Here is a 21,789-nt window from a genome sequence, read left to right on the forward strand (position 1 = left end):
CACTACTACAGAGCGACCTCTCGTTTAAGTTTACTGCACGCTTTCAAGGTTAGTGTGAGACTTCGATTACCTGCAATAAAAAGTCAACCGCACTGTGCGCGTAATCCTGCCTCATTAAATCATCAAATTGTTGAATCGAGATAGGGAGCAGTTCTAGCCATCGCTGCGCCACCCAACTGGCATCATCAAAAAAACAGTGCGAATAGAGCTCGCCAAGCTGAGGGAATTGTTGATAAACCGCTTGTAGCTGGTGGCTTAAATACCATTCGTGAGGTTCTAAATCTCTTACTGGCCAACTGGGCAATGACGTGACCTGAGCAACTCGCAGGCCATCAAATTCGCTCACTACTGACTCTATTTTAAAGCGCTCCATTCCCATCACGGTTAATCCTAACATCCCATTGTCGAGCGCTTCAAAATCAACAATCTTAACCAACATCCCAAATTTAGATAACTGATTTGCTTTATTGCCTTTTTTGTTATCAATCAAACAAATCCCAAATGTAGAGTCAGACTGGCTGGATTGAGTGACCATCCTCTTATACCTTGATTCAAAGATCCGTAGCTTCATTTTCCCTTCTGGTAAAACGATTGAAGCTAAAGGAAACAGCATCAATTTCTTCATCATTCATCACTCTTCATCATGCCCGTCAATAAATACGTTGAAGATTACAAAACGATCACTAACTAAAAATGTTGGTTTATCGATTTGCATAAAACAATACCAAAGCAAACGTTTAAGTGATTAAAATCACATTAAAGATGCAAATGAACGAAATATTAATTTAGTTCCGCGCAAATATTCATTATCGTGATACTGATCACCAAATTTGTTCACTTTTGCATTCGCAATCACTTTTAATTGAGATTTTTATCGTTATTATTCCGGCCAATTGAACGCACATCAGAAATATACGTGTGCTGTATTATGACAAAACATAGAGAGTCCCCCATATGCGTAAATCACTTTTAGCTCTAGGTGTTGTAGCTGCAGTATCTGCAGTTCCAGCTCAAGCAGAATACTTATTTGGTTTTGGTGGTATGTACATTGATTACCAAGCTTGGAACCACGGTATCGGCAACGACGATGATAACTTCGGTGGAAAGATTGAAGATCGCAATCAAGCAGTAATTGGTATTGAAGGTGGAGCTGCATTCGACTGGGGTCAAATTTACGGTTTCTATGACTACGAAGGTGTTGATCGTGCTGGTGATGATCGTGGTGCTTCAACGAAAGGAACGATTCACTACAACCTAACTGATTCTGGTGTTTCTCTCTATGCTCAAGTGTACAACACTGATAAAGATAACGATGGTCAAGGTAGTGCTTTCCACGAGCAAAACCGCGTGCTTGGTTTAGGTTACACAGGTCTTAAAGGTGATGGTTGGGCATTTACACCATTTATCGGTGTGCACCAAATAAACTCTGGAGATATCCGTGGTAACAATGGCGGTATGTTCGGCTACGTTGGTTACTACAACACTGATATAGCAGGTCAAAACTTTACTTTCGCTACTTGGAATGAACTAGAATTTGCTCGTAATGATGCCTATTCAAATGTTCAAAGTACACCTTTCGCTTCAGGCAACAATTCAGAAAGCTGGGGACTTAACGGTAGCTTGAATGCTATGTGGAACGTTACAAACAACTGGTCAACTGGTGTGCTATATCGCTACACAGTGAATAAGCTTGCGCGTCGTGACTACCAAGATCTTGTGATCTATCGCGTACAATACAACTTCTAATAGTTCGAAAAATAACATTAAATGGCGCTCTCGAGCGCCATTTTTATTGCTTTCCATTTCTACCTCATTATCCTTGGCGCAAAGTCAACAATGGAGAGGTTTTATGAATATCGTCGTGCTTGGGCCAGGCGCAGTTGGGTTGCTTTGGGCGACAAAGCTGCATGCTGCTGGACACCGCGTTTCATTATGGGGCAGACAATCTCAATCTTCACTTTCCATTGCTTTAGATAAACAGGCGTCTATTACCCTGCCCTGCAATGATCACAGCGCGCTCTGCCATGCCGATCTCTTACTGATTACCGTTAAGTCTTGGCAAGTCGAGCAAGCGCTCACTCCGCTGCTGAATACACTCAATCGTGACACCATTTTGCTATTTATGCACAACGGCATGGGCGCGCTTGATTCGATGCAGGATCAACTGAATGACTTTCCTATTGTGCTTTCAACCACCACGCACGGTGCACTCAAGCCCTCAATGAACCAAGTGTTGCATACTGGCAAAGGCGTAACTCAATTAGGGGCTTACAACGCCCAAGGCAAGCAGTGTCAGTTTCTAGTGGATGTACTACAGCATACATTGCCAGACGTAATGTGGAATAACACGATTGAAGAAGCACTATGGCATAAGCTTGCAATTAACTGCGCGATTAACCCGCTCACCGCATTAGAGCAATGTCGCAATGGTGAGTTAGCCGATGAACGCTTCCAACGGCCGCTGGAAAATATTGTTGCAGAAGTCGCCGATGTCATGAGCGCTGAAGGCTTTGCGATCACTCAATCATCACTGCTTGCTAAGGTTAAGCAGGTGATTCAAGCCACAGCAGAGAATTATTCGTCAATGCATCAAGATATTTTCTATCAACGTAAGACTGAGATAGACTTTATTACGGGCTATTTACTGAAGAAAGCAGAGCAACATCAGCTCGTAACACCAGAAAATAGTAAGCTATATCACGCCATTCAACAGATAGAACACCGCTGGAAAAGCCAATGAGTAAACGAATTTTAGTCCCGATAGCAACGGGCTGCGAAGAGATGGAAGCGATCACCGTGATTGATATGATGGTCAGAGCTGGCTATCAAGTCGTGGTTGCCAGTGCTAATCTCGACGGGCAATTGATGATGAAAGCCTCACGCGGAGTCACACTAACCGCAGACTGTAAACTGCTGGATGTGATCGATGAAGAGTTTGACGTGATTGCGCTGCCCGGTGGCGTTGGAGGCGCTGAGATCTTTCGTGACAATCCAGTGCTAATCGAAATGCTCAAGCAACAGCATAACCATGGTCGATGGTTGGCGGCTATTTGTGCCACGCCAGCCTTAGTTTTGCAACATCATCAGCTTTTCCCGCAAGCGATCATGACAGGGCACCCGGCTTTTCGCGATCATATCCCCACTGATTTATGGCGAGATCAACGCGTAACCATCGATAGAAACCATCAATTAATCACCAGCCAAGGGCCGGGAACAGCACTTGAGTTCGCGATGGAGATCATCATATCACTCTCAGGTAAAGCACACGCATGGTCAGTTGCACAGCCAATGGTGACACTGGCAGCATTGAATTATCACAAGTTAGGTGAGCAATAATGTTTGACGTGCAGACCATTCGCGACCAATTCCCCGCGCTCAATCAAGCCGTGGATGGCGAGACTCTGATTTATCTAGACAGCGCCGCTACCACGCAAAAGCCGCAAGTGGTGATAGATGCCATTAGCCATTACTACAGTACGCAAAATGCCAATGTACATCGTGGTAGCCATCGCTTAACGGCCAAAGCGACCAGCGATTTTGAAGCGGCGCGTGACACTATGGCTCAATTTATTGGCGCATCATCTCATAAAGAGATTATTTGGACTCGCGGAGCGACCGAAGCGATCAACCTGATCGCGCAGACTTACGCACGTAATACATTGCAAGCCGGTGATGAGATTCTGGTCAGTGAAATGGAACACCACGCCAATATAGTGCCTTGGCAAATCGTCGCGGCTCAAACCGGAGCAAGCGTCGTCAAAGTCCCCATCACGCCAGAGTGCCACTTTGATCTTGAGGCTTTTCAAGCACGGCTATCGAATAAAACCAAAATTGTCGCCCTAGCCCATACCACCAACGTGACGGGCACGCGCCAACCGATTGAAACCGTGATTAAACTGGCGCACCAAGTCGGCGCTGTGGTCGTGATTGATGGCGCGCAAGGAATTGTGCATGAAACCGTCAACGTGCGCGAACTCGACGCCGACTTTTATCTCTTTTCTGGGCACAAGCTTTACGCTCCCGCTGGCATTGGCGTTCTGTACGGAAAATTAGCGCTGCTTGAAACAATGCCTCCATGGCATGGCGGCGGCAAGATGGTAGAAAAAGTGTCGTTTGAAGGCACAACATTTGCCGAACTGCCGGGGAAATTTGAAGCAGGCACACCGAATGTTGCAGGAGCGATAGCCCTTGCCAAAGCAATCGAATGGTTACAAAACTGCAATCGGACGACCGTAGAAACTCACCTGCATAGATTGCAAGCACGTACTTATCAAGCCCTGCAACAGCTCGATGATATTCGCGTAATCGGCTATCAACCGAATGCCAGTATTCTCAGTTTTGTGATGGAAGGCGTTCATCATCAAGACATAGCTACCTTACTCGATCAGCAAGGCATCGCGGTTCGCTCTGGCCATCACTGCGCTCACCCATTAATGGATGCGCTCGGGTTAACTGGCACCGTGAGAATCTCGTTTGGTATTTACAATACCGAACAAGAGGTTGAACAGTTGATCGCCGCCATCACTAAAGCAGTTGATATGCTGTAATAATTCCCCCTTTCATCAAAAGGGGGAGATGCTCAGCTTGGATCGATATTTTTTATCTTATCGACAATGGCTTTAAGGCCATTACCACGTGAAGGACTTAAATGGGCAATCAAGCCTATTTTTTCAAAATAAGCATCCACATCAAACGCTTGAATTTGTGCGTAGGTCTTGCCGTTGTACGCAGCAAGGACTAAAGCAATTAAACCACGCACAATCCGCGCATCCGAATCGGCACAGAAAGACCATATTCCTTGGTGCTCCTGCCCCACTAACCATACTTGACTCTCGCAGCCTGCAACACTGACTTGCTGCGATTTCAAAGCATCAGGCATCGCGGGCAATAACTTCCCCCACAGGATCACTTGTCGATAGCGATCTTCCCAGCCAGTAAAATTTTGCATGGTCGCCACAATGTCATCAGCGCTAATCTCACGACCAAAGGGGGAGGCAGGAAAAGGAGTCATTAACGTTACACCTTATGTTTCTGAATTAACTTTTCAACAATGCGCGCTACGGCAACAAAACCAAAGGTTGCGGTAACAACCGTCGCAGCGCCAAATCCGCTGGCGCAATCCATCCGCTTTGGCCCTTCTGCGGTTGATTTCACCGCGCACACACTGCCATCGGCTTGCGGATATTTGAGCTGCTCTGTTGAGAACACGCAATCAATACCAAACTTACGCGCAGGGTTTACAGGGAAATTATGGCGATGACGAAGCGTATCTTTGAGTTTTTTTGCCAATGGGTCTTGAATCGTTTTGGTTAAATCCGCGACCTTGATTTGAGTTGGGTCAACTTGACCACCCGCACCACCGACGGTAATCACTTTAATTTTATTGCTACGGCAATAAGCCAGTAGTGAAGCTTTCGCTTTCAAACTGTCTATCGCATCAAGCACGTAATCGAACGTTTGACTCAAATAGCGGTGTTGGTTATCTGGCGTGATAAAGTCATCAATTAAGTGCACCACACACTCAGGGTTGATGAGCTTGACCCGCTCGGCCATCACTTCAATCTTACTTTGCCCAACCGTACCGCTCATCGCATGGATTTGACGGTTGATGTTGGTGACGCACACATCGTCCATATCAATCAGCGTTAACTCGCCAATGCCGGTGCGCGCCAATGCTTCGACTGCCCACGAGCCAACGCCACCGATACCAATCACACACACATGCGCAGCACGCAGTATTTCAACCTCACGATTTCCATAAAGGCGACGAGTGCCTCCGAAGCGTTGGTTGTAGCCATCTGAAGCGGGGGTATCGAGTTCACGCATAATTAAAAGTCCGATTGAAAGCGATAGAAAAATAAAGAGTGCGATTTATACGCACTCTTTATTTAAAAGTCTAGGTCGAAACCTGTGTCACTATTGTAGCTTTTCAGGCGGCAATGCCCAAGGCGCTTGTGTGGCTGAGTTTTCTAACCCCAGTTTCCAAACGCGACCAAAATGTTTGTAATGCCCGGCTTCCGTTCCGGCGCGCTCGCCCATGCCATGGTACAGATCGAGGTGATTATCTTTTACCGCGCCGCCCGTATCTAGCACAATCAACATTCGCAACTGATGAGCGCCACTCCATGTACCATCGGCATTGAGCAGCGGCACTTCTGCTAAAATAGGTGTGCCCATTGGAAAGATGGAACGATCTCCGGCCACCGAGGCCATCGGCAGGAGTGGAATACCGGCAGAGCCAGTGACGGGGGCTGCCGCTTTGGGCGCAAAAAAGACATAGGAAGGATTTTGCTCTAGCAGCTCTCTCACCGTCGGTTCATCATTGGCTAGCACCCATTCCTTGATCGCTTTGAGTGACATTTTCTCTCGTGTCACTTCACCTCGTTCAATCAAGACTTTGCCAATACTGATGTAGGCTTTGTTATTCTTACCCGCGTAAGCGAAGTACTCAAGCGTATCGTCATCTTCAAAATGCACAAAACCACTGCCTTGCACCTCCATAATGAAAGGGTCAATCAGGTTCGCCGCATAACCTAACTCAAGCCCTTTTTCAGCTAACGCACCATCATAAATTTGCGCACGCGTTGGGCAATCGGCCGAACATTCAGGCAAACCAAATACGGGATATTTGAATATTTCATCCGGTTGATGGCGAAGCTCCATCACCGGAGAAAAATAGCCAGTGAAAAGAACATTACCTTTTTTATCGCCACCACCAAGCTGCGCCGCTTGTATTCCAAAATTCGCCAAATCTTGTGGATCACCACTTTGCAAAATCCATTCACTGATCTGTTGATACAAAGGTTGATAAATCGCTGCCATCGACGCCGAGCGAGTCACCACTTGTTCGCTCTGTTTGGAAAATTGCGTAAAGTCACGCGGCGTATTGGACTGCACCGTGTCTACTTTGTTGAGCGCTTTAGAGAAATCACCATCCAAATATTGCTGAGCACGGTCGGTCGGTTGCGCACAACCAAACAGCAGCAGTACTGCCGCAAGAGGAAAAATTTGCTTAATCACAGAAGTTATCCGTTATTTGAGTTGCTAAAAGCATGACAAACTCGCGCCTAAACCGCAATCAGCGAATTGTTAACGGAGGTTTTTTTGGTATTTTCCTGACAATCGGAAGGTTGGATTGTAGTGCGACGACGACATTTGTGTCATTTCGGTATTGTTATCATCACGCATTTTGTAACGATAGCTCGTATCACCAATCTGGTATTCTAAAAAATGACCATCAAACTCAAATGAAGTGGTGAGTACTCGGCCACTACTGATCACGCCTGCTTTCCCCAATTCAATTCGTTTGGCTGAATAAGGGGCAACATACTGCTCAACCCAAACCCCATACACCTCATCTTTTGGCGAAAAATAGTTTTCCAACCGAGTAAAGAGATCACCGTATAGCGACGCTACGGAAAGCAAGCCAATCATCACAACCAGCATCAAGCCTCGTTCAATGTACTTACGTCTTCGCAAGTTTGTGAACTGAGGCGTAGCCGTAAGGCCTACGTTTTTTGTCATTTTCATGCGACTCAACTCGTTGGTTTTGGCCATATTTCGCCTTTATTGGCAAGCAGTCTAACTTGTCCTAAATCAGAGATAAAATCGGCGATTGAATAATTGCACCAAACTCAAAAAACCACTTGCCGACACATGAATAAAAAGTCATTATTTGAACATATTTAAACATCAAGGTGCTCTCAGAGTGAAAATTCGCAGTACAGCTCTCGTTAAAGGATTTAGACAATCTGCTCCCTATGTTAACGCTCACCGTGGTAAAACCATGGTGATCATGCTCGGCGGTGAAGCGATTGCCGATAAAAATTTCGCTAATATCATCAGCGATCTCGCACTGCTGCATAGCCTTGGTGTCAAAATTGTTTTGGTGCACGGTGCTCGCCCACAAATCAATCAAATTCTGGCGACACATCATTGCTCCACTCCTTATCACAAAGGCATTCGGGTCACTGATGAGGAAGCGCTCAGCTTAGTCATGCAAGCCGCGGGGCAGCTCCAACTCGCTATCACAGCACGCCTTTCAATGAGCTTAAATAACACGCCAATGGCAGGAACTCAGCTCAATATCGTTAGTGGTAATTTTGTTATCTCTCAACCATTAGGTATAGATGATGGTGTCGATTATTGCCACAGTGGCCGCATTCGCCGTATTGATATTGAAGGCATCAACCGTATGCTTGACCAAGGTTCGATCGTGCTACTGGGGCCTATTGCGAGTTCCGTCACTGGCGAATGTTTTAATTTGCTCTCTGAAGAAGTAGCCACACAAGTCGCAATACGCCTAAAAGCAGATAAGCTGATCGGTTTTTGCTCAGAGCAAGGCATTATCGATGAGCAAGGCAATGCGATTGCTGAACTGTTCCCATCTGATGTTGAACGGATAATGCAGCGTATTGAAGCAGATACCGACCAAGTTCAGGATAATAGCTCAGGTACCTCACGCTTTCTGCGTGCCGCCGTTTCAGCGTGCCGTGCAGGTGTGCCACGTAGTCACTTAGTCAGTTACAAACAAGATGGTGCTTTGATCCAAGAGTTGTTCTCTTTTGACGGGATCGGTACTCAGATTGTCATGGCAAGTGCCGAACAAGTCCGTCAGGCACAGATCGATGATATCGGCGGAATTTTCGATTTAATCCGCCCGTTAGAAGAACAAGGAATATTAGTACGGCGTTCACGTGAGCAGTTAGAGCAAGAGATCCACAAATTCACGATTATTGATAAAGATGGCTTATTGATTGGTTGCGCCGCGCTTTACCCTTACCCAGAAGAGGGCATGGCAGAAATGGCGTGTGTCGCTATTCACCAGGAGTATCGGGACGGCAACCGCGGTTTATTGTTACTCAATCACATGAAGCAACAAGCAAAATCGATGCGTTTAGATCGCCTCTTTGTTTTGACAACGCACAGTTTACATTGGTTTAGAGAACAAGGTTTTTATGAAGTCGGTGTGGAATCGTTACCGATAACTAAACAGAGTTTGTACAACTATCAACGCCGTTCAAAAATTTTAGTCCTGACGCTCTAACGTCAGGATATTGTATTTATTCGTTAAGTTATGGTGAATAGTTTATCTTTGATCAAGTGCAAACGTTTTCATTGTTTTGTATACAAAATAAGCGCTTTATTTAACTTAATATTATGTGTAGAATCCGCCGACATCATTAATGATGTACATTTAATGAACAACACAGGAACTTGGCTTTATACCGATTGGTCAGATACCAGTAGGTCGGCTTGCACGGATTGCTTTTACTACGACACGTACTTAAGAGCAAAAATTCTATGAAAACTGTTATTTGTAACTCACTTCAAAGCTTTTGGGATATGGCTGATAACCAATTCCTTGAAGGCCAACATGTGCATTGCGTATTTCCCGTTAACGACAAGCTACGAGTCTTTATACTCAGCTCGCAAGATCGTTATAAAATCAGAAACATCTCTTTTACTCATGCTTTCGCATAGCAGCACACCAAATCAGTAATTGAGCTTCCCCCAAACAACGGAATGAATTGAACATACCATGTAAACTTCAAACTGTGTGGGGACAGCTCAAACTCGTTTATCCTAGTTGCTGATTTACGCTAGTCTCTTGTCTAATCTCGTAACTAAGCCGCTGGCTCGCTGCGTTTTTATCTTGAGCCCTCGTTTCATCGTTCCCATGTCAGCAAAAAGCATCAGCTGCTTCTTGGCGCGCGTAATGCCAGTATAGATAAGCTCTCTGGTCAATATCGGGCTAAAATCAGGCGGTAAAATCATCAGCGTTAGCTCAAACTCACTGCCTTGTGATTTATGAATGGTCATCGCATAGGCTGTTTCGTGCTCTGGTACGCGGCTTGGTAAAATGGCTTTCACGCTACCATCTGGCAGCTCAAAATACACTTTCAAACGCGGTTCTTGCTCGCTCGTATCAAGCATGCATATGCCGATATCACCATTATACAAACCCAGCCCATGATCATTACGCGCCACCATCACGGGTCGGCCGTGATACCAAATCTCATCTTGAGTCTTAATCAACTTACGTGCGACCAGCGCACGTTCAATACGTTGATTCAAACCACTTACCCCAAAATCCCCTTCACGAATAGCGCAAAGCAAACGGCATTGATTAAAGCAATCCAATACAGCTTTGGCTTTTTGGGCTTGAGTTTCCGAAGCGTCAGCACCAGAATTCTTGATGCGTGTGAGATAACGACCATACTCCTTGACTAAGGTTTTCAGCATTAGGTTATAGCTTTCACTGCTGAGTGAGTGGTGCGTAATATCAGCATAATTACGTTTTAACACCTCATCCACCATAGCCACTTGCCCAGCATTAATCGCTTTTGCTAATTGACCAATGCCTGATCGGACATCAAAGCGGTAGCTTTTTTGCAGCATGCATAAGCTGTCTGAAATCGGGGTTGCGTTAGGGTGTGAATGAGCAATCAGTGTTTGATGGCCTGTTAACTTAGCTAGGTACTCGCTGTGCGTTCGGCTGTAGCCTAAGGTCAAAAATGAACAAATGTCCCCCAGCACAGCGCCCGCTTCGACTGACGCGAGTTGGTCTTTATCACCCAGTAAAATCAAGCGTGCGTGTTTGGGTAATGCCTCGATTAACTTGACCATCATCGGTAAATCGACCATCGATGCTTCATCAACCACCAATATATCCAAATGCAGCGGGTTACGCTGATGGTGACGAAACTCAACACTGTTAGGTATGACGCCCAATAAACGGTGAAGAGTGCTCGACTCGGTGGGAATCGCCGCTTTCAACGCCGGCTCAACCGCCAGTTCAGCCACCGCTTTACCGATCGATTCCGTTAAACGTGCCGCAGCTTTACCCGTTGGTGCGACCAATTTAATGGTGGGCGTCTCACCTTGCTGTTGGGCTTGGGTAATCAAAGCGGCTAGTAATTTGGTAACCGTGGTGGTTTTACCGGTTCCCGGCCCGCCAGAAATCACGGCAAAGCGGCGTGTCAGTGCCACTGCCGCTGCGACTTTTTGCCAGTTGATGCAAACGCTTTGCGGGATCAGCGTCTCTAATGCTTCGAGTTCTTTCGCCGTACGTGCTTGGCTAATGACTTGATCAATCTCATTCCAATCAAGTTCATCGGCGTTGACCACATCCAGAAAATCACACACTTGTTGCTGGCGTGCTGATGCATTGGCTGTCTCTGGCAATTGGCGAAGCGCATGGAGCAGAAAGTGGTATTGACGCGCAAACAGTGTATCGAGCAGCAATTTTAGCTTTTGGACATCAGTAGGCTTTAGGCTCATGGGTGTCCCAAAGCTGATTAAACGCTGTGCTAAGGTAACTTCATAATGCCAATAACGGTGTAGGTATAAACGTTGCCCATCAAACATTAAAGGCACCGCTTCCCCTTGTTGTCCGACTAAGTCTGAACGGTTGAGTAGCCAAGGCCAATCAATCGCCAATAGGTGCTGATTGACCGCCAATGCTACCTCACCAAACAAGCCTAACTTAGCTGCGAGGTCGACACCCTGCGCCGTTGAAGCGTCCACTAAAGGTAAGCAGATATGCCCCTTGGCCAATTCAGCACTGACCACCGCGGCAATAAATCCGAGCGCTTGGCTATGTTCAGCGCCAAGTTGCTGCTGGCTTTTTTGTTCGATAAAACGCGCGAATTGGTAATCTAACTGACGCATAGCGCCGTTTTCCGCTAACTGCTTAAGCGTTATCATTAGCGTACTGCTCATAAATCTAACTCCATTTGCCCTGCATCGGTCGCGCGAGTATCTACGGTTTCTCCATCAATCAATCTGTCCATCTCATCAAGCAGTTCAAAACTCGGTTTGGTTGAGAAAATCCCATGCTCAGACTCGCCATCCATGCCGCGCAAAAAGAGATAATAGACTCCGCCAAAATGGCGATGGTAGTCATAGTTTGCTAGACGACTGCGTAAGAATCGATGCAGCGCCAATGCGTAGAGTTGATATTGTAAATCATAGCGATGCTCTGCCATCGCCGCTTTCAAACGATCGCCATGATAGGCGCTCACATCATCCCCCAAATGATTCGATTTCCAGTCCAGCACGTAATACTTTCCTTGATGCTCAAACAGCAAATCAATAAAGCCCTTCAGCATGCCCTGCACAGTGTAAAAACCAAGATCTCCAGCTTTAGCCGACAGTGGATCATGGCGTTGAATGACACGGTTCAATGCAGGAGCGCTCAGTACTTCTATCGGTAATAGAAATTCCATTTCAACCAAGCGCTGAGTGGCGGTTTTTTGGTTCAAACGCAACGTTTTGCCATCTAAAGGTGTCTGTAACACGGTATCGACCAGCGTTTGTAATACTGGTAACCATTCAATATCGATTTGTTCTCGCACCAGTAAATCCAGTATCACTTTTTGGTTAGCCTCGCTGCTAGCAGGCTCAGTAAACTCTACCTCTTCAAAGAGAGAGTGCAAAAAAGTACCGGGCGTTGCACCGCGTGGAAAAGTGAAAATGGAACGTTCAGGTTCAACCAGTAAAGCTTCCGCTTGCTCATCAACAGAGTCGATATCAAAGCCTGAGACTTCTAAACTCGCGTCGTGGCTAGCGTGTTTCACACCTTGTTTTACCAACCCAGAATAGCTGGTCATTCGCCAAAAACGGTCAATCTGCGCTTGCAGTGTTTTGGCACTCAATACCGGCGTCTCGACGCTCAACGCTTTAAACGGCTCTGGTTGCTCGGCTGGTGGCTCAGAAACACGAATGTATTGATTAGATTGAGCGTGCAGCGCAGCGTTAAGATCGGCAATGCCTGCGGCTTGACCATTTTGCAGCAGATAGCCAATGGCACTTAAATGCACACCGGTTGGCTCTTTGGTGGAGCGGCCATTACGCAGCGGCGCAATGCCGATAAAACAGCCATACACAGCACGAGTCAGCGCTACATAAATCAAGCGCAGATCTTCCGCAAGCCGCTCTTTATCTGCTTGCTTGAGAGAAGCTTCACTGGCGGTAATATCCAGCACAGTTTCCTCATTCACGGCATCATGATATTTGCCTTCACTTGCCTCGCGATAGCTGACCACAAACGGCAGAAACACTAAGTCATATTCCAAACCTTTCGATTTGTGAATAGTGACGATCTGCACTAGGTTGCGTTCGGATTCCAAACGTTGAATTTGATCATCACGGCCCCCTAGGCCATGCTCGGCGTCACTGATAGCTTGTGCCAGCCAGCGCAGCAAACCGTGATCGCTATCAATCTCTTGTCGCGCTTGCTGTAGTAGCTCACCGATGTGCATAAAATCGGTCAGTGAGCGCTCACCTTGCGGCTCTTCCAACCAACGTTCAGCGACGTGACGTTTGCTCATCACACTGCGCAACATAGGAAGCACGCCGCGCTCAAGCCACAATTGGCGATACTGTTTAAATTCGTTAACCGCGTTTTCCCATACCGATTCGTCGTTGTTTAAATCATCCAAGCTGGCAGCATCTAAAGCGAAAAGTGGTGAGGCCAAACAAGCCCGCAAGGCGCGATCATGTTCAGGAGTCAGTACCGCTTGCAATAGACGCTGTACATCTTGTGCTACCTCGCTGCTAAAAACACTATCGCGGTTCGAGAGATAAACACTGGCAATGCCTTGCGTAGCGAGCGCCTCTTTCACCATACGACCTTCATTACCCGTCCGTACTAAGACTGCGATATCACCAGCTTGCACGCTCTTTTGCCCTTTAGCAGTATCAAAGTACGCTTGTTGATGCTGCGCGGCGCTCAAAATTGTCTGAATTTGGCTGGCGCACGCTTTGACCATGCATTGCAGGTATTCGCCTTTTGGCAACGGGCTGTCTTGCGCTTCTTGCAGCCAATAGGTGAGCGCAGGTTGCACGGTTCCGTTAAGCCACCATTGACGCTGCTGCGCATTTGGACTGGCTTCAACGGGTAAAAAGGGAATGTCTTGGTCGTAGATAAAAGCACTGTCAGGCGTACTAAAAATCTGATTGACGGCATTGACCATATTCGCGCTAGAACGCCAGTTGGTCCCCAAGGTGTAGTGTGCGCTCACCTGTTTACGCGCTTTGATGTAGGTAAAAATGTCTGCACCACGAAACGCGTAAATCGCTTGTTTGGGGTCGCCAATCATAAACAAACCGCATTCAGCCTTAGGCAGATAAATACGGCTAAAAATACTGTATTGCAGTGGATCGGTATCTTGGAATTCATCGATCATCGCAACGGGGTAAAGGCTGCGAATCCGCTCAGTCAGTATGCCCAGCTCATCATTATCTATCGCGGCAGAAAGCTGAGTGAGCAAATCATCAAACGATAACCACTGCTTTTGTGCTTTCGCTTTGGCAAGCATGGCTCGGCAATGAGTAATAGCGTGCGCCAGCAGCGGCGCTTCTAAGCTGATGGGTTGTTGCAAAAAGAGCTCAATGGTCGTGAACAGCGCATGTTGCGGGGGTTGACCTTTTTTCGACTTAGCCTCCAACGCGCTTTGTGCAAACTCTTGTAATTCGCTCGGTAGGTTCAATTCATGCTGCGGGTTGCTTGCCCACAACGCTAACCCTTCTAGCCGTTTCAGCAACGCTTTCTTGGTTGCTGCATGCAAATCTGAAGCTTCAATGCATGGCGGTAAATCATCGCATGAATCAAGCCACTGCTTTTTTAGCGACTCTATGCGTGACAAGCACGATTGATAAAGCGCGCTTAAATCTCCACTCATCGCTTCAACAGAGAGCGTTAGCGCCGAGCCAGTTAAATAGCCACTGATTTTTTCAAGCAGCGCCGCTGGTGATGACCATAAACGGCGCACTTCCGCAGCAAGCTGAATCGACAACGGATAGAACTGACGACGCCAATAATCCGCGACCACTTGCGCTTTTAGATGGCTTTCATCGGTCACAAATTCGTTATTAAAACGGCTGCCCGATTCAAACGCATTTTGGGTGAGCATACGCTGGCAAAAGCCGTGAATGGTATAGACTGCCGCTTCATCCATCTGCCGTTCCGCTTGCAGTAATATTTGCGCCGCTTGCTTGTGATGACTGGTTTGCTCAAGTAGCGGTTTGATAACAGGGTCATCACTGAAACCGCGCGAAAAAGCAATACGCGCCTCATGAATGCGCCGCCGAATACGGTCACGAAGCTCAGCAGTGGCAGCTTCAGTAAAGGTAACCACTAGAATTTGATCGACCGTCAGTGGCACTTGATGACGTGACTTTGCATCACCATGCCCAAGTAACAGGCGCAAATACAAACCTGCAATGGTGAAGGTTTTACCTGTGCCCGCCGACGCTTCGATAAGCCTTGCACCGTGCAGCGGGAACGTAAGGGTATTTAATGGTGTTGTGACCGTAGCCGGGGTCATACTCATAAACAGTTAGCCTTTGAATACTCAAGCGAATGTGATCGCGCTTGAATAATGATATGAATAATCAAAATAAGTTTATAAATTAAGACGTTGTGAGATCTTTCTCACGGTTCGCCAAACGGGCAGCCTTTACTATCCGCGCCACGTGTTTCGTAAATCTCACGATGATGCGAACCAACCAAATCATGGTCCCTCTGACCTGTGGCCGTACAGAAAACGCCCTACACAATAATGATTGACTGGCGGCCACTCTACTTTCCAAGCAGTTATCCATCGCTAAACATCCTGCACCACTTGCACCCACAATCGTGGCCCTTGCATCACCAATGCGGCTAATAAACGCACCTGCTCAGCTAAGGCTTCATTCCACTGCGGCCAAATACGCGCGATGTAAACATTGCTTCCTTCACCGTGGCTCATGTAACTTTCATTAAAGCTATCGGCCATTTTCTTGAGCGATTTGTCGCGATCATCAACCCATTGACCACGGCTGAAGCCAGCTTCCACGCAGGCTAACGCGGTTTTTGGAAAGTAAGCGAGCGGTGCTGTCATACCTTGATAAAACAAACCCACCAGTTCTGCGAGCAACGCTTTGGCTTGTTCGGTATCGGGCATGGGCGGATAAATAAAATGCTGCACACCTTCTTTACGATCGTAGCCCATCAAATGAGTAGGTTGACTTTCGCCCATCGCCGCTAGTGAGAGATGATCAATCCACGCGGCTAAATAGTCCTGCGCGCGAATCGAACCACTGCGGTAGCGCACTAAACCGGATTGATAGCGCTTAGTCAGCCACCCCGTCAGTTGTACGTTTTTGCCTTCACCAAACAATTCAAATCGCAGATCGATCTCTTGGTCATCAAGTGGCGAATGGCATAAGAAAGCGATTCTTTGCGCCAATTCTTGTGCTTGCACGCGATTAGTTTCAAATTCCAAGGCTCCAAAAGCACCAATCGGTAACTTTCCTTGCGCGCGCTGCTGGTCAATGAATCTCTCAAGGGCATGCGGTGAATTGGGTTGATCAAGCAGCAACTCTAGCAGTTCATCGCGTAACTGGTAGCTCTCCAAGCCGTTTAAGGCAAAGGGTTCATCATCTTCCATTACCGGTAACGGAGGCTCGAACGTCACTTTAAGGCGACGGTTAAAGAAATATTGCACAGGCAAACGCCAAAACCGTTGCAGCTCAACCAGATCTAAACTGACAGGAAAGCTCGCCCCTTGTAAATAATCGCTTAGGGCGAGATTAAACTCACCACTGGCTCGCCCTTGCCGACTGGCGGCAGGTAGCCACTCTTTGGCATAGCTACCAGTTTTACTCAAAAAAGCATTAGGGCTAAAAGGCACCATGGCGTGAGTGGTCGTTAAAGCACAGGCTAAATTTTTGGCCGATTGATCGCTGCCAAGCGCTTCATCCCCGACCAAACAGTAATTTTGTTGGCAATACTCTAAAAGCTCAGAGACCAACACTGAAGGAACGCGTTCGGTATTATCTTGAATTGAGCGTCCGACGTAGCTGATGTACAAGGTTTGCTGCGCCGAGAGCATCGCTTCTAAGAACAAATAGCGGTCATCGTCACGCCGCGAGCGATCGCCAGCGCGGGTGCGACCGTTCATCAAATCAAACCCTTCGGCTGGCATAGTGCGCGGGTAAACGCCATCGTTCATTCCTAGTAAACAAACGGTTTTAAAAGGGATGGAACGCATTGGCATTAAAGTACAGAAATTGACTTGTCCCGCCAGAAAACGCTGGCTGATGCGCGTACCTGACAATTTGTTTTGCAAATATTGAGTAATAATACTTGGCGCAAGTGCTTGCTCATAACCGGCCTCGGCCAGTTGATCTTTTAACTGCGACAAGGTGTCGCGAATCGACTTGAGTGCGAGCTCTCCTTCCAGCTCAACCTTGAAAAAAGCGCCAAGCATCTCACCGAGCAAACGACGCCACTCGTCCACGCTTTGGGTCTGCGCTAACTGCTCGCGGTAATGGCTCACTTGCTGAATAAAGTGCGCTAATTTACCCGCCAATTCAGCGTTCATGCCTTGCACTTCATTATAAGGAGCGAGCGTCACTTCGCCTTGCGTAAATAAACCTGCTGAGGCTGGCATGGCATAACCAAGTAACATGCGCTCAATCCCGAATTGCCAAGTATTTTGCTCGGTCTGCGGCAACTCAAATTGTTGCGCGGTGCTCGCATTGAGCCCCCAGCGAATGCCTGACTCTTCTACCCACAATTTAGCTTGCGCAAAGTCTTGCTCATTAAGCTCAAATTTTGCCATCATCGCAGGAGTTTCAAGCAGCTCTAATAACTCTGACGCTAGGCAGCGAGAATCGGGTAAATGCACTAATTGCATAAATGCCGCTAAGATCGGGCTCTCTTGATCTGCCGTACGGTCTGAAATGGAGTAAGGAATAAAGCGCTCACCCGGCGCGTTACCAAATACTGCCGCAATGGTTGGGCTGTAAGCATTGATGTCCGCCACCATCACAATAATATCGCGCGGTTTCAGTTCAGGGTCAGCATCAAACATTGCCAACAATTGATCGTGCAACACTTCCACTTCTCGCATCGGGCTATGGCAAGCATGAAGAGTGAGCGATGGATCATCCAAAGCAATCACTTGTTTGTGGTCGCTACTGTCCAGTTGACTATCATCTCGATGCTCTTGCAAATGTAAGATGTCGGCCTGCAACTGATGCAATAAGTTATCGCGTGGCAGATCAATAAAAAATTCGTGCTCTTCATTTTCCGTTTGGGAGAGTAAAAAAAGATTATCGCGCCCAAGTTTCCCCATCGAGGCTAATAACTCATTGCCAACCGCAGCTTCGGTATGCAATTCATCCACGAGGTTAGCTTCAATGTCACCTTTAAGCGGCGAGCGTTGCCCTTCAAACTGAATCTCATCACCTTGTAAGGCGAACGTTTTACGTTGCTGACTGTGCAGTCTGGCGAGCGTTTTTCTATCTCGAAGATCGCCCCAATAATGCTGACAAGGGTTGGTAAACATCAAGTGAACATCAAGCTGATCGCCCAACGCTTTGAGTGCATCCATATAACGAGGCGGCAGTGACGAAATACCGAAAATAAACAAACGTTTAGGCAGTTTGGTTAAATCAACCGAGCCACGCGCAAGCTGATCAATAAAGCTTTGATAGAGATTGGCACGATGGTAGTGCGACTGGCCTTGATCTAGCGTGTATTGATATAAGGCTTGCCATAATATCGGCTGCCATGGGTGCTCATCACCAATCTCGCTCACGTCATCGCCCGACTCCCACTTGGCAATCCAGTCGGGGCGGTAGACTAAATAACCATCAAAAATATCGGCAATTTTCTCGGCCAACTGATAGAGCTTGGAATGGTCATCATCCTGTTCAAGATAACGCTGCAGAGGAGCAAAGGGGTCGAGCGTGAGCAAGGTTGGCAACAGATGCATCAGTTTCCACGTCATCGCTTCTTTGTTAAAAGCACTGCGCTTAGGCACATCAGGTAGCACTTTAGTGAACATGTCCCAGATAAAGGTCGCCGGTAGAGGAAACTCAAGGTTCGCCGCCACACCGAGCTCTTTCGCTAAGGCCATTTTGAGCCATTGCGACATCCCCGGGCTTTGCACCAAGATCTGCTCTTTCTCAAAGGGGTTGGCTAACGGTGCACTTTTGATCAAATGCACGAGTAGGATCTTTAAGGTATCGACTTTATTGGAATGGTAGACAGTAAACAAAATGCACTCACGCTTTTCTTGTCACAATAAGGACTGAGATTAGCATAAGTGCATTCTATACTTGAGAATTTTATGTTTTGAATTGCCTAAACTGCAGGCTATTTCATTTCACAGTTCAATGCGTGTTCATCTTGCTCTTCTAGCTCATTCATGCTGCTGAGTAGCACGCGATGAGGTTGATAGAAATTTAAGTAACGAATAGCAACATAACCCACCACAATAGTTGCCACAATCAACTCTAACCCAGCTAACCAATGCACTTGCTGTACATACTCAGCACTCACCCCAACGGTTTCCATCCAATGTGTGAGTTTAAATAGCGCCGTTGCACCAATCACCATTGGGAAGGTAAACGCTGCGTAGCCTGGGCTAAAAGGCAAGCGTAATAATTTAAAGAAAGCTAAGTAGATAATCGTTGTCATTAACACGGCAATACCAAATAAAATGCCGATAATCACTGGCGATGGGTTAGCCGTGACAGTTAAGTAACCAGCCAATGAGAGGCTCGCTGGCGCCGCCAAAATAGCCATAGTTGGTTTTGCTGCATCTGGAACTTCATGTGTGAACATGAAACGGTAAATCATCATCGGCAGCATCACTGCATAAGCGACTAAACCGAACATCATGGTTGCATTTGCGATTGGTGCAAGTGCTGGGTTTCCAGAAAACGCCACGTCGGCCACAATAATACCCACAGGTGGAACGAACCAACTTGGCACCATGTGGTGAAGTTCAAAAGACTGCGCACGATGGTACAAAAAACTAACCAAGAAGATGATGTGTAAACCCACAGCAAATAGCCATAACGCATCACCGGCCATTGGGTAAAAATGGCCTAATGAATTGGAAACCACCATTGTGCCCATCGCAAAAGTAGGCACAACACTGCCCACAACCGGATGAGCGAGATCTTGGCGTAATAAGTGGCCATGAAAGAGAAATTTAAACGCAAGAACCACCAGTAACACGCTGGCAATAACGGCCCCACTTAATTGTCCATAACCTTGTAATGGTGCAAAGTTTTCCCAACTCCAACCCAAGCTTGCGATGCCTAGAGCTAAACCCGCCATAGGGGTTGGCGCACCCATAACTTTCGCTTTTGCTGCTCGAATCATATTGACCTCTCATCAGAACTAACAAAGTAGTTGTTCAATGTCGCTATCATACGCTTGCCTTTTGTTCTGATATATCTAAATATATAGAACACACGTTCAGATTAATTAAACAAAATTATGGCTGCCAATATTTCTCTTAAGCAATTGAAAGTATTCACTTCGATTACGCAACACAAAACCTTGACCCAAGCTGCAGAGGCGCTGTTTTTGTCAAAAGCGGCCGTGAGCATGTCACTGTCTGAACTGGAAAAACAGCTTGGGCATGCGCTGTTCGATAGGGTCAATAACCGTTTAATCCTCAATCAAGAGGGACAAAAACTGTTGCCGCTCGCCGATGAACTGCTAAGCCGTGCGAGCAACATCAACCAACTGTTTGACAGTGAGCAAACCCTCGCAGGCCAATTGCGCATTGGTACCAGTGATACGATTGGCAACCATGTTGCGCCTTATCTACTCAGTCAATTTCGCCAGCAAACCCAACACATCTCGCAAAGTTTGTTTATTTCCAACTCGGCGCTGATTTGCCAAAAGTTGGTCGATTACGAACTGGATCTTGCGTTGATTGAAGGAAAAACACTGCACCCAGAGCTGATTTCAACGCCTTTTGCACACGATGAAATGTGTATTATTTGCGCACCCGAACATCCACTCACAATGATAAATCAGCTCACCCTCAATGATTTCGAACAGAGCCAATGGGTATTGCGCGAAGCGGGTTCTGGCTCGCGAGAGTTTTTCTTACGGGCTATCGCACCACGACTTGAGCAGTGGCATGAAGCCTTTGAATTGAATACCACTGAAGCCTTAATCAACAGTGTTTCGGCAGGGTTAGGTTTGGGCTGTTTATCCACCCTTGCTGCGCATTCAGCACTGCAAGATGGCCGGGTTAAAAGACTCGATGTTCCGCTGGACATGAAACGCCGTTTTTGGCTATTGGTGCATAAAGAAAAATACCAAAGCCCACTGCTCAAACACTTTATTGAATTTTGTTATCAATGGAACAAAGAGTAGCCATCCACCTCTCACTTTTTCCTGCTCACCTAGACTTCATGGTTTAAAAACTGTATAAACAGCCAGTAGAATTAATGACTAAGTTAGAGGATTAACCATGGCTGTAATCGTCAAGTACGTGGTGGAACGCAACGGAGAAGAAAAGATGACTTTTACCTCTAAAGCAGACGCTGACGCTTATGACAAAATGCTCGATATGGCAGATGAGCTTTTCGAACTGTTAGGGAAAAGTGAGTTGCTAGAAGATGAAGCCAAGCAAGAAGCTTTGGCGATGTTCTTAGCGCAAAACAAAGAAGAAGTGCTTTACGCACTTGGCGCAAAGCGCAAGCCTGCACCGGCTAAGCCTAAAAAAGCCAAAGCGGTAAAAGACGAAGCACCAGAAGAAGATGCAGCTTAAGGCGATTAAACGCTTAAGATGATAGAACGTGAAAAGACCGCTGCTTCGTCAGCGGTTTTGTATTTCTGTCTAAAGAAATACATCGCTAAAAAGACAAAAGGTATCGTTTTACGGACTTTCTCCCCTTTTGCCCTTTCCTACCCCTGCCTCACTCTTTATGATGCTTGATAAATCGAGTGCGCCGCAATGATGCTCAACCTACGCTGGCGAG

At 46.8% G+C, this 21,789-nt stretch carries 17 protein-coding genes; 8 read left to right on the forward strand and 9 right to left on the reverse strand.

Features of this window, described 5'->3' with window-relative positions:
* Positions 1-49 precede the first annotated feature (49 nt).
* Complete coding sequence (locus AACV12_RS05080) at positions 50-625, reverse strand: LON peptidase substrate-binding domain-containing protein (RefSeq protein WP_170900049.1); 576 nt, start codon at positions 623-625, stop codon at positions 50-52.
* Between the two features lie 329 nt (positions 626-954).
* Here AACV12_RS05080 and AACV12_RS05085 point away from each other — a divergent pair, with 329 nt between their 5' ends.
* The 4 genes from AACV12_RS05085 (at position 955) to csdA (ending at position 4,547) form a co-directional block, all read left to right on the forward strand.
* On the forward strand, positions 955-1,746 hold the full coding sequence (locus AACV12_RS05085) for an outer membrane protein OmpK (RefSeq protein ID WP_094163164.1): 792 nt from the start codon (positions 955-957) through the stop codon (positions 1,744-1,746).
* A 103-nt stretch (positions 1,747-1,849) separates the two neighbouring features.
* The gene (panE, locus tag AACV12_RS05090) at positions 1,850-2,740 is read left to right on the forward strand and encodes a 2-dehydropantoate 2-reductase (protein WP_170899996.1); all 891 of its coding nucleotides are present in this window, start codon (positions 1,850-1,852) and stop codon (positions 2,738-2,740) included.
* Positions 2,737-3,336 (forward strand): DJ-1 family glyoxalase III, encoded by a 600-nt coding sequence (locus AACV12_RS05095; RefSeq protein ID WP_170899997.1) that lies wholly within the window; start codon positions 2,737-2,739, stop codon positions 3,334-3,336. The genes panE and AACV12_RS05095 overlap by 4 nt, the downstream gene beginning before the upstream one ends.
* Entirely contained in the window at positions 3,336-4,547 is a 1,212-nt protein-coding gene (gene csdA, locus AACV12_RS05100) for a cysteine desulfurase CsdA (protein WP_170899998.1), read from the forward strand. The genes AACV12_RS05095 and csdA overlap by 1 nt, the downstream gene beginning before the upstream one ends.
* A 32-nt stretch (positions 4,548-4,579) precedes the next feature.
* On the opposite strand, the gene csdE is transcribed toward csdA, so the two are convergent.
* The 4 genes from csdE to AACV12_RS05120 form a co-directional block, all read right to left on the reverse strand.
* A complete protein-coding gene (csdE, locus tag AACV12_RS05105; protein WP_170899999.1) occupies positions 4,580-5,011 on the reverse strand; it encodes a cysteine desulfurase sulfur acceptor subunit CsdE in 432 nt (143 codons plus the stop codon).
* Positions 5,012-5,016: 5 nt separating this feature from the next.
* The gene (gene tcdA / locus AACV12_RS05110; protein WP_170900000.1) at positions 5,017-5,826 is read right to left on the reverse strand and encodes a tRNA cyclic N6-threonylcarbamoyladenosine(37) synthase TcdA; all 810 of its coding nucleotides are present in this window, start codon (positions 5,824-5,826) and stop codon (positions 5,017-5,019) included.
* A gap of 90 nt (positions 5,827-5,916) precedes the next feature.
* Positions 5,917-7,020, reverse strand: a complete 1,104-nt coding sequence (mltA, locus tag AACV12_RS05115; RefSeq protein ID WP_013856156.1) for a murein transglycosylase A — start codon at positions 7,018-7,020, stop codon at positions 5,917-5,919.
* Between the two features lie 69 nt (positions 7,021-7,089).
* The gene (locus AACV12_RS05120) at positions 7,090-7,557 is read right to left on the reverse strand and encodes a DUF2850 domain-containing protein (RefSeq protein ID WP_013856155.1); all 468 of its coding nucleotides are present in this window, start codon (positions 7,555-7,557) and stop codon (positions 7,090-7,092) included.
* 151 nt (positions 7,558-7,708) lie between these two features.
* On the opposite strand from AACV12_RS05120, the gene argA reads away from it, so the two are divergent.
* A complete protein-coding gene (gene argA / locus AACV12_RS05125; protein ID WP_026027647.1) occupies positions 7,709-9,046 on the forward strand; it encodes an amino-acid N-acetyltransferase in 1,338 nt (445 codons plus the stop codon).
* A gap of 257 nt (positions 9,047-9,303) precedes the next feature.
* A complete protein-coding gene (locus AACV12_RS05130; RefSeq protein ID WP_013856153.1) occupies positions 9,304-9,483 on the forward strand; it encodes a hypothetical protein in 180 nt (59 codons plus the stop codon).
* Positions 9,484-9,597: 114 nt separating this feature from the next.
* Here AACV12_RS05130 and recD read toward each other — a convergent pair whose 3' ends face one another.
* The 4 genes from recD to AACV12_RS05150 all read right to left on the reverse strand — a co-directional run bounded on the left by recD (position 9,598) and on the right by AACV12_RS05150 (position 20,170).
* On the reverse strand, positions 9,598-11,724 hold the full coding sequence (gene recD / locus AACV12_RS05135) for an exodeoxyribonuclease V subunit alpha (RefSeq protein WP_170900001.1): 2,127 nt from the start codon (positions 11,722-11,724) through the stop codon (positions 9,598-9,600).
* Positions 11,721-15,338, reverse strand: a complete 3,618-nt coding sequence (gene recB, locus AACV12_RS05140; RefSeq protein ID WP_445286162.1) for an exodeoxyribonuclease V subunit beta — start codon at positions 15,336-15,338, stop codon at positions 11,721-11,723. The genes recD and recB overlap by 4 nt, the downstream gene beginning before the upstream one ends.
* A 273-nt stretch (positions 15,339-15,611) precedes the next feature.
* Complete coding sequence (gene recC / locus AACV12_RS05145; RefSeq protein ID WP_170900002.1) at positions 15,612-19,055, reverse strand: exodeoxyribonuclease V subunit gamma; 3,444 nt, start codon at positions 19,053-19,055, stop codon at positions 15,612-15,614.
* Between the two features lie 98 nt (positions 19,056-19,153).
* The gene (locus AACV12_RS05150; protein ID WP_013856149.1) at positions 19,154-20,170 is read right to left on the reverse strand and encodes a TDT family transporter; all 1,017 of its coding nucleotides are present in this window, start codon (positions 20,168-20,170) and stop codon (positions 19,154-19,156) included.
* Positions 20,171-20,287: 117 nt separating this feature from the next.
* Here AACV12_RS05150 and AACV12_RS05155 point away from each other — a divergent pair, with 117 nt between their 5' ends.
* Both AACV12_RS05155 and AACV12_RS05160 read left to right on the forward strand, forming a co-directional pair.
* Complete coding sequence (locus tag AACV12_RS05155) at positions 20,288-21,181, forward strand: LysR family transcriptional regulator (protein WP_170900003.1); 894 nt, start codon at positions 20,288-20,290, stop codon at positions 21,179-21,181.
* 97 nt (positions 21,182-21,278) lie between these two features.
* Positions 21,279-21,578 carry a YebG family protein gene (locus AACV12_RS05160; protein WP_010318120.1) on the forward strand — a complete coding sequence of 100 codons (300 nt, stop codon included), beginning with the start codon at positions 21,279-21,281 and terminating at the stop codon, positions 21,576-21,578.
* The last annotated feature ends 211 nt before the right edge of the window (positions 21,579-21,789 follow it).

Origin of the sequence: Vibrio sp. 2-2(8) (assembly GCF_963888495.1) — a bacterium.
In the GTDB taxonomy this organism is placed as follows: domain Bacteria; phylum Pseudomonadota; class Gammaproteobacteria; order Enterobacterales; family Vibrionaceae; genus Vibrio; species Vibrio anguillarum.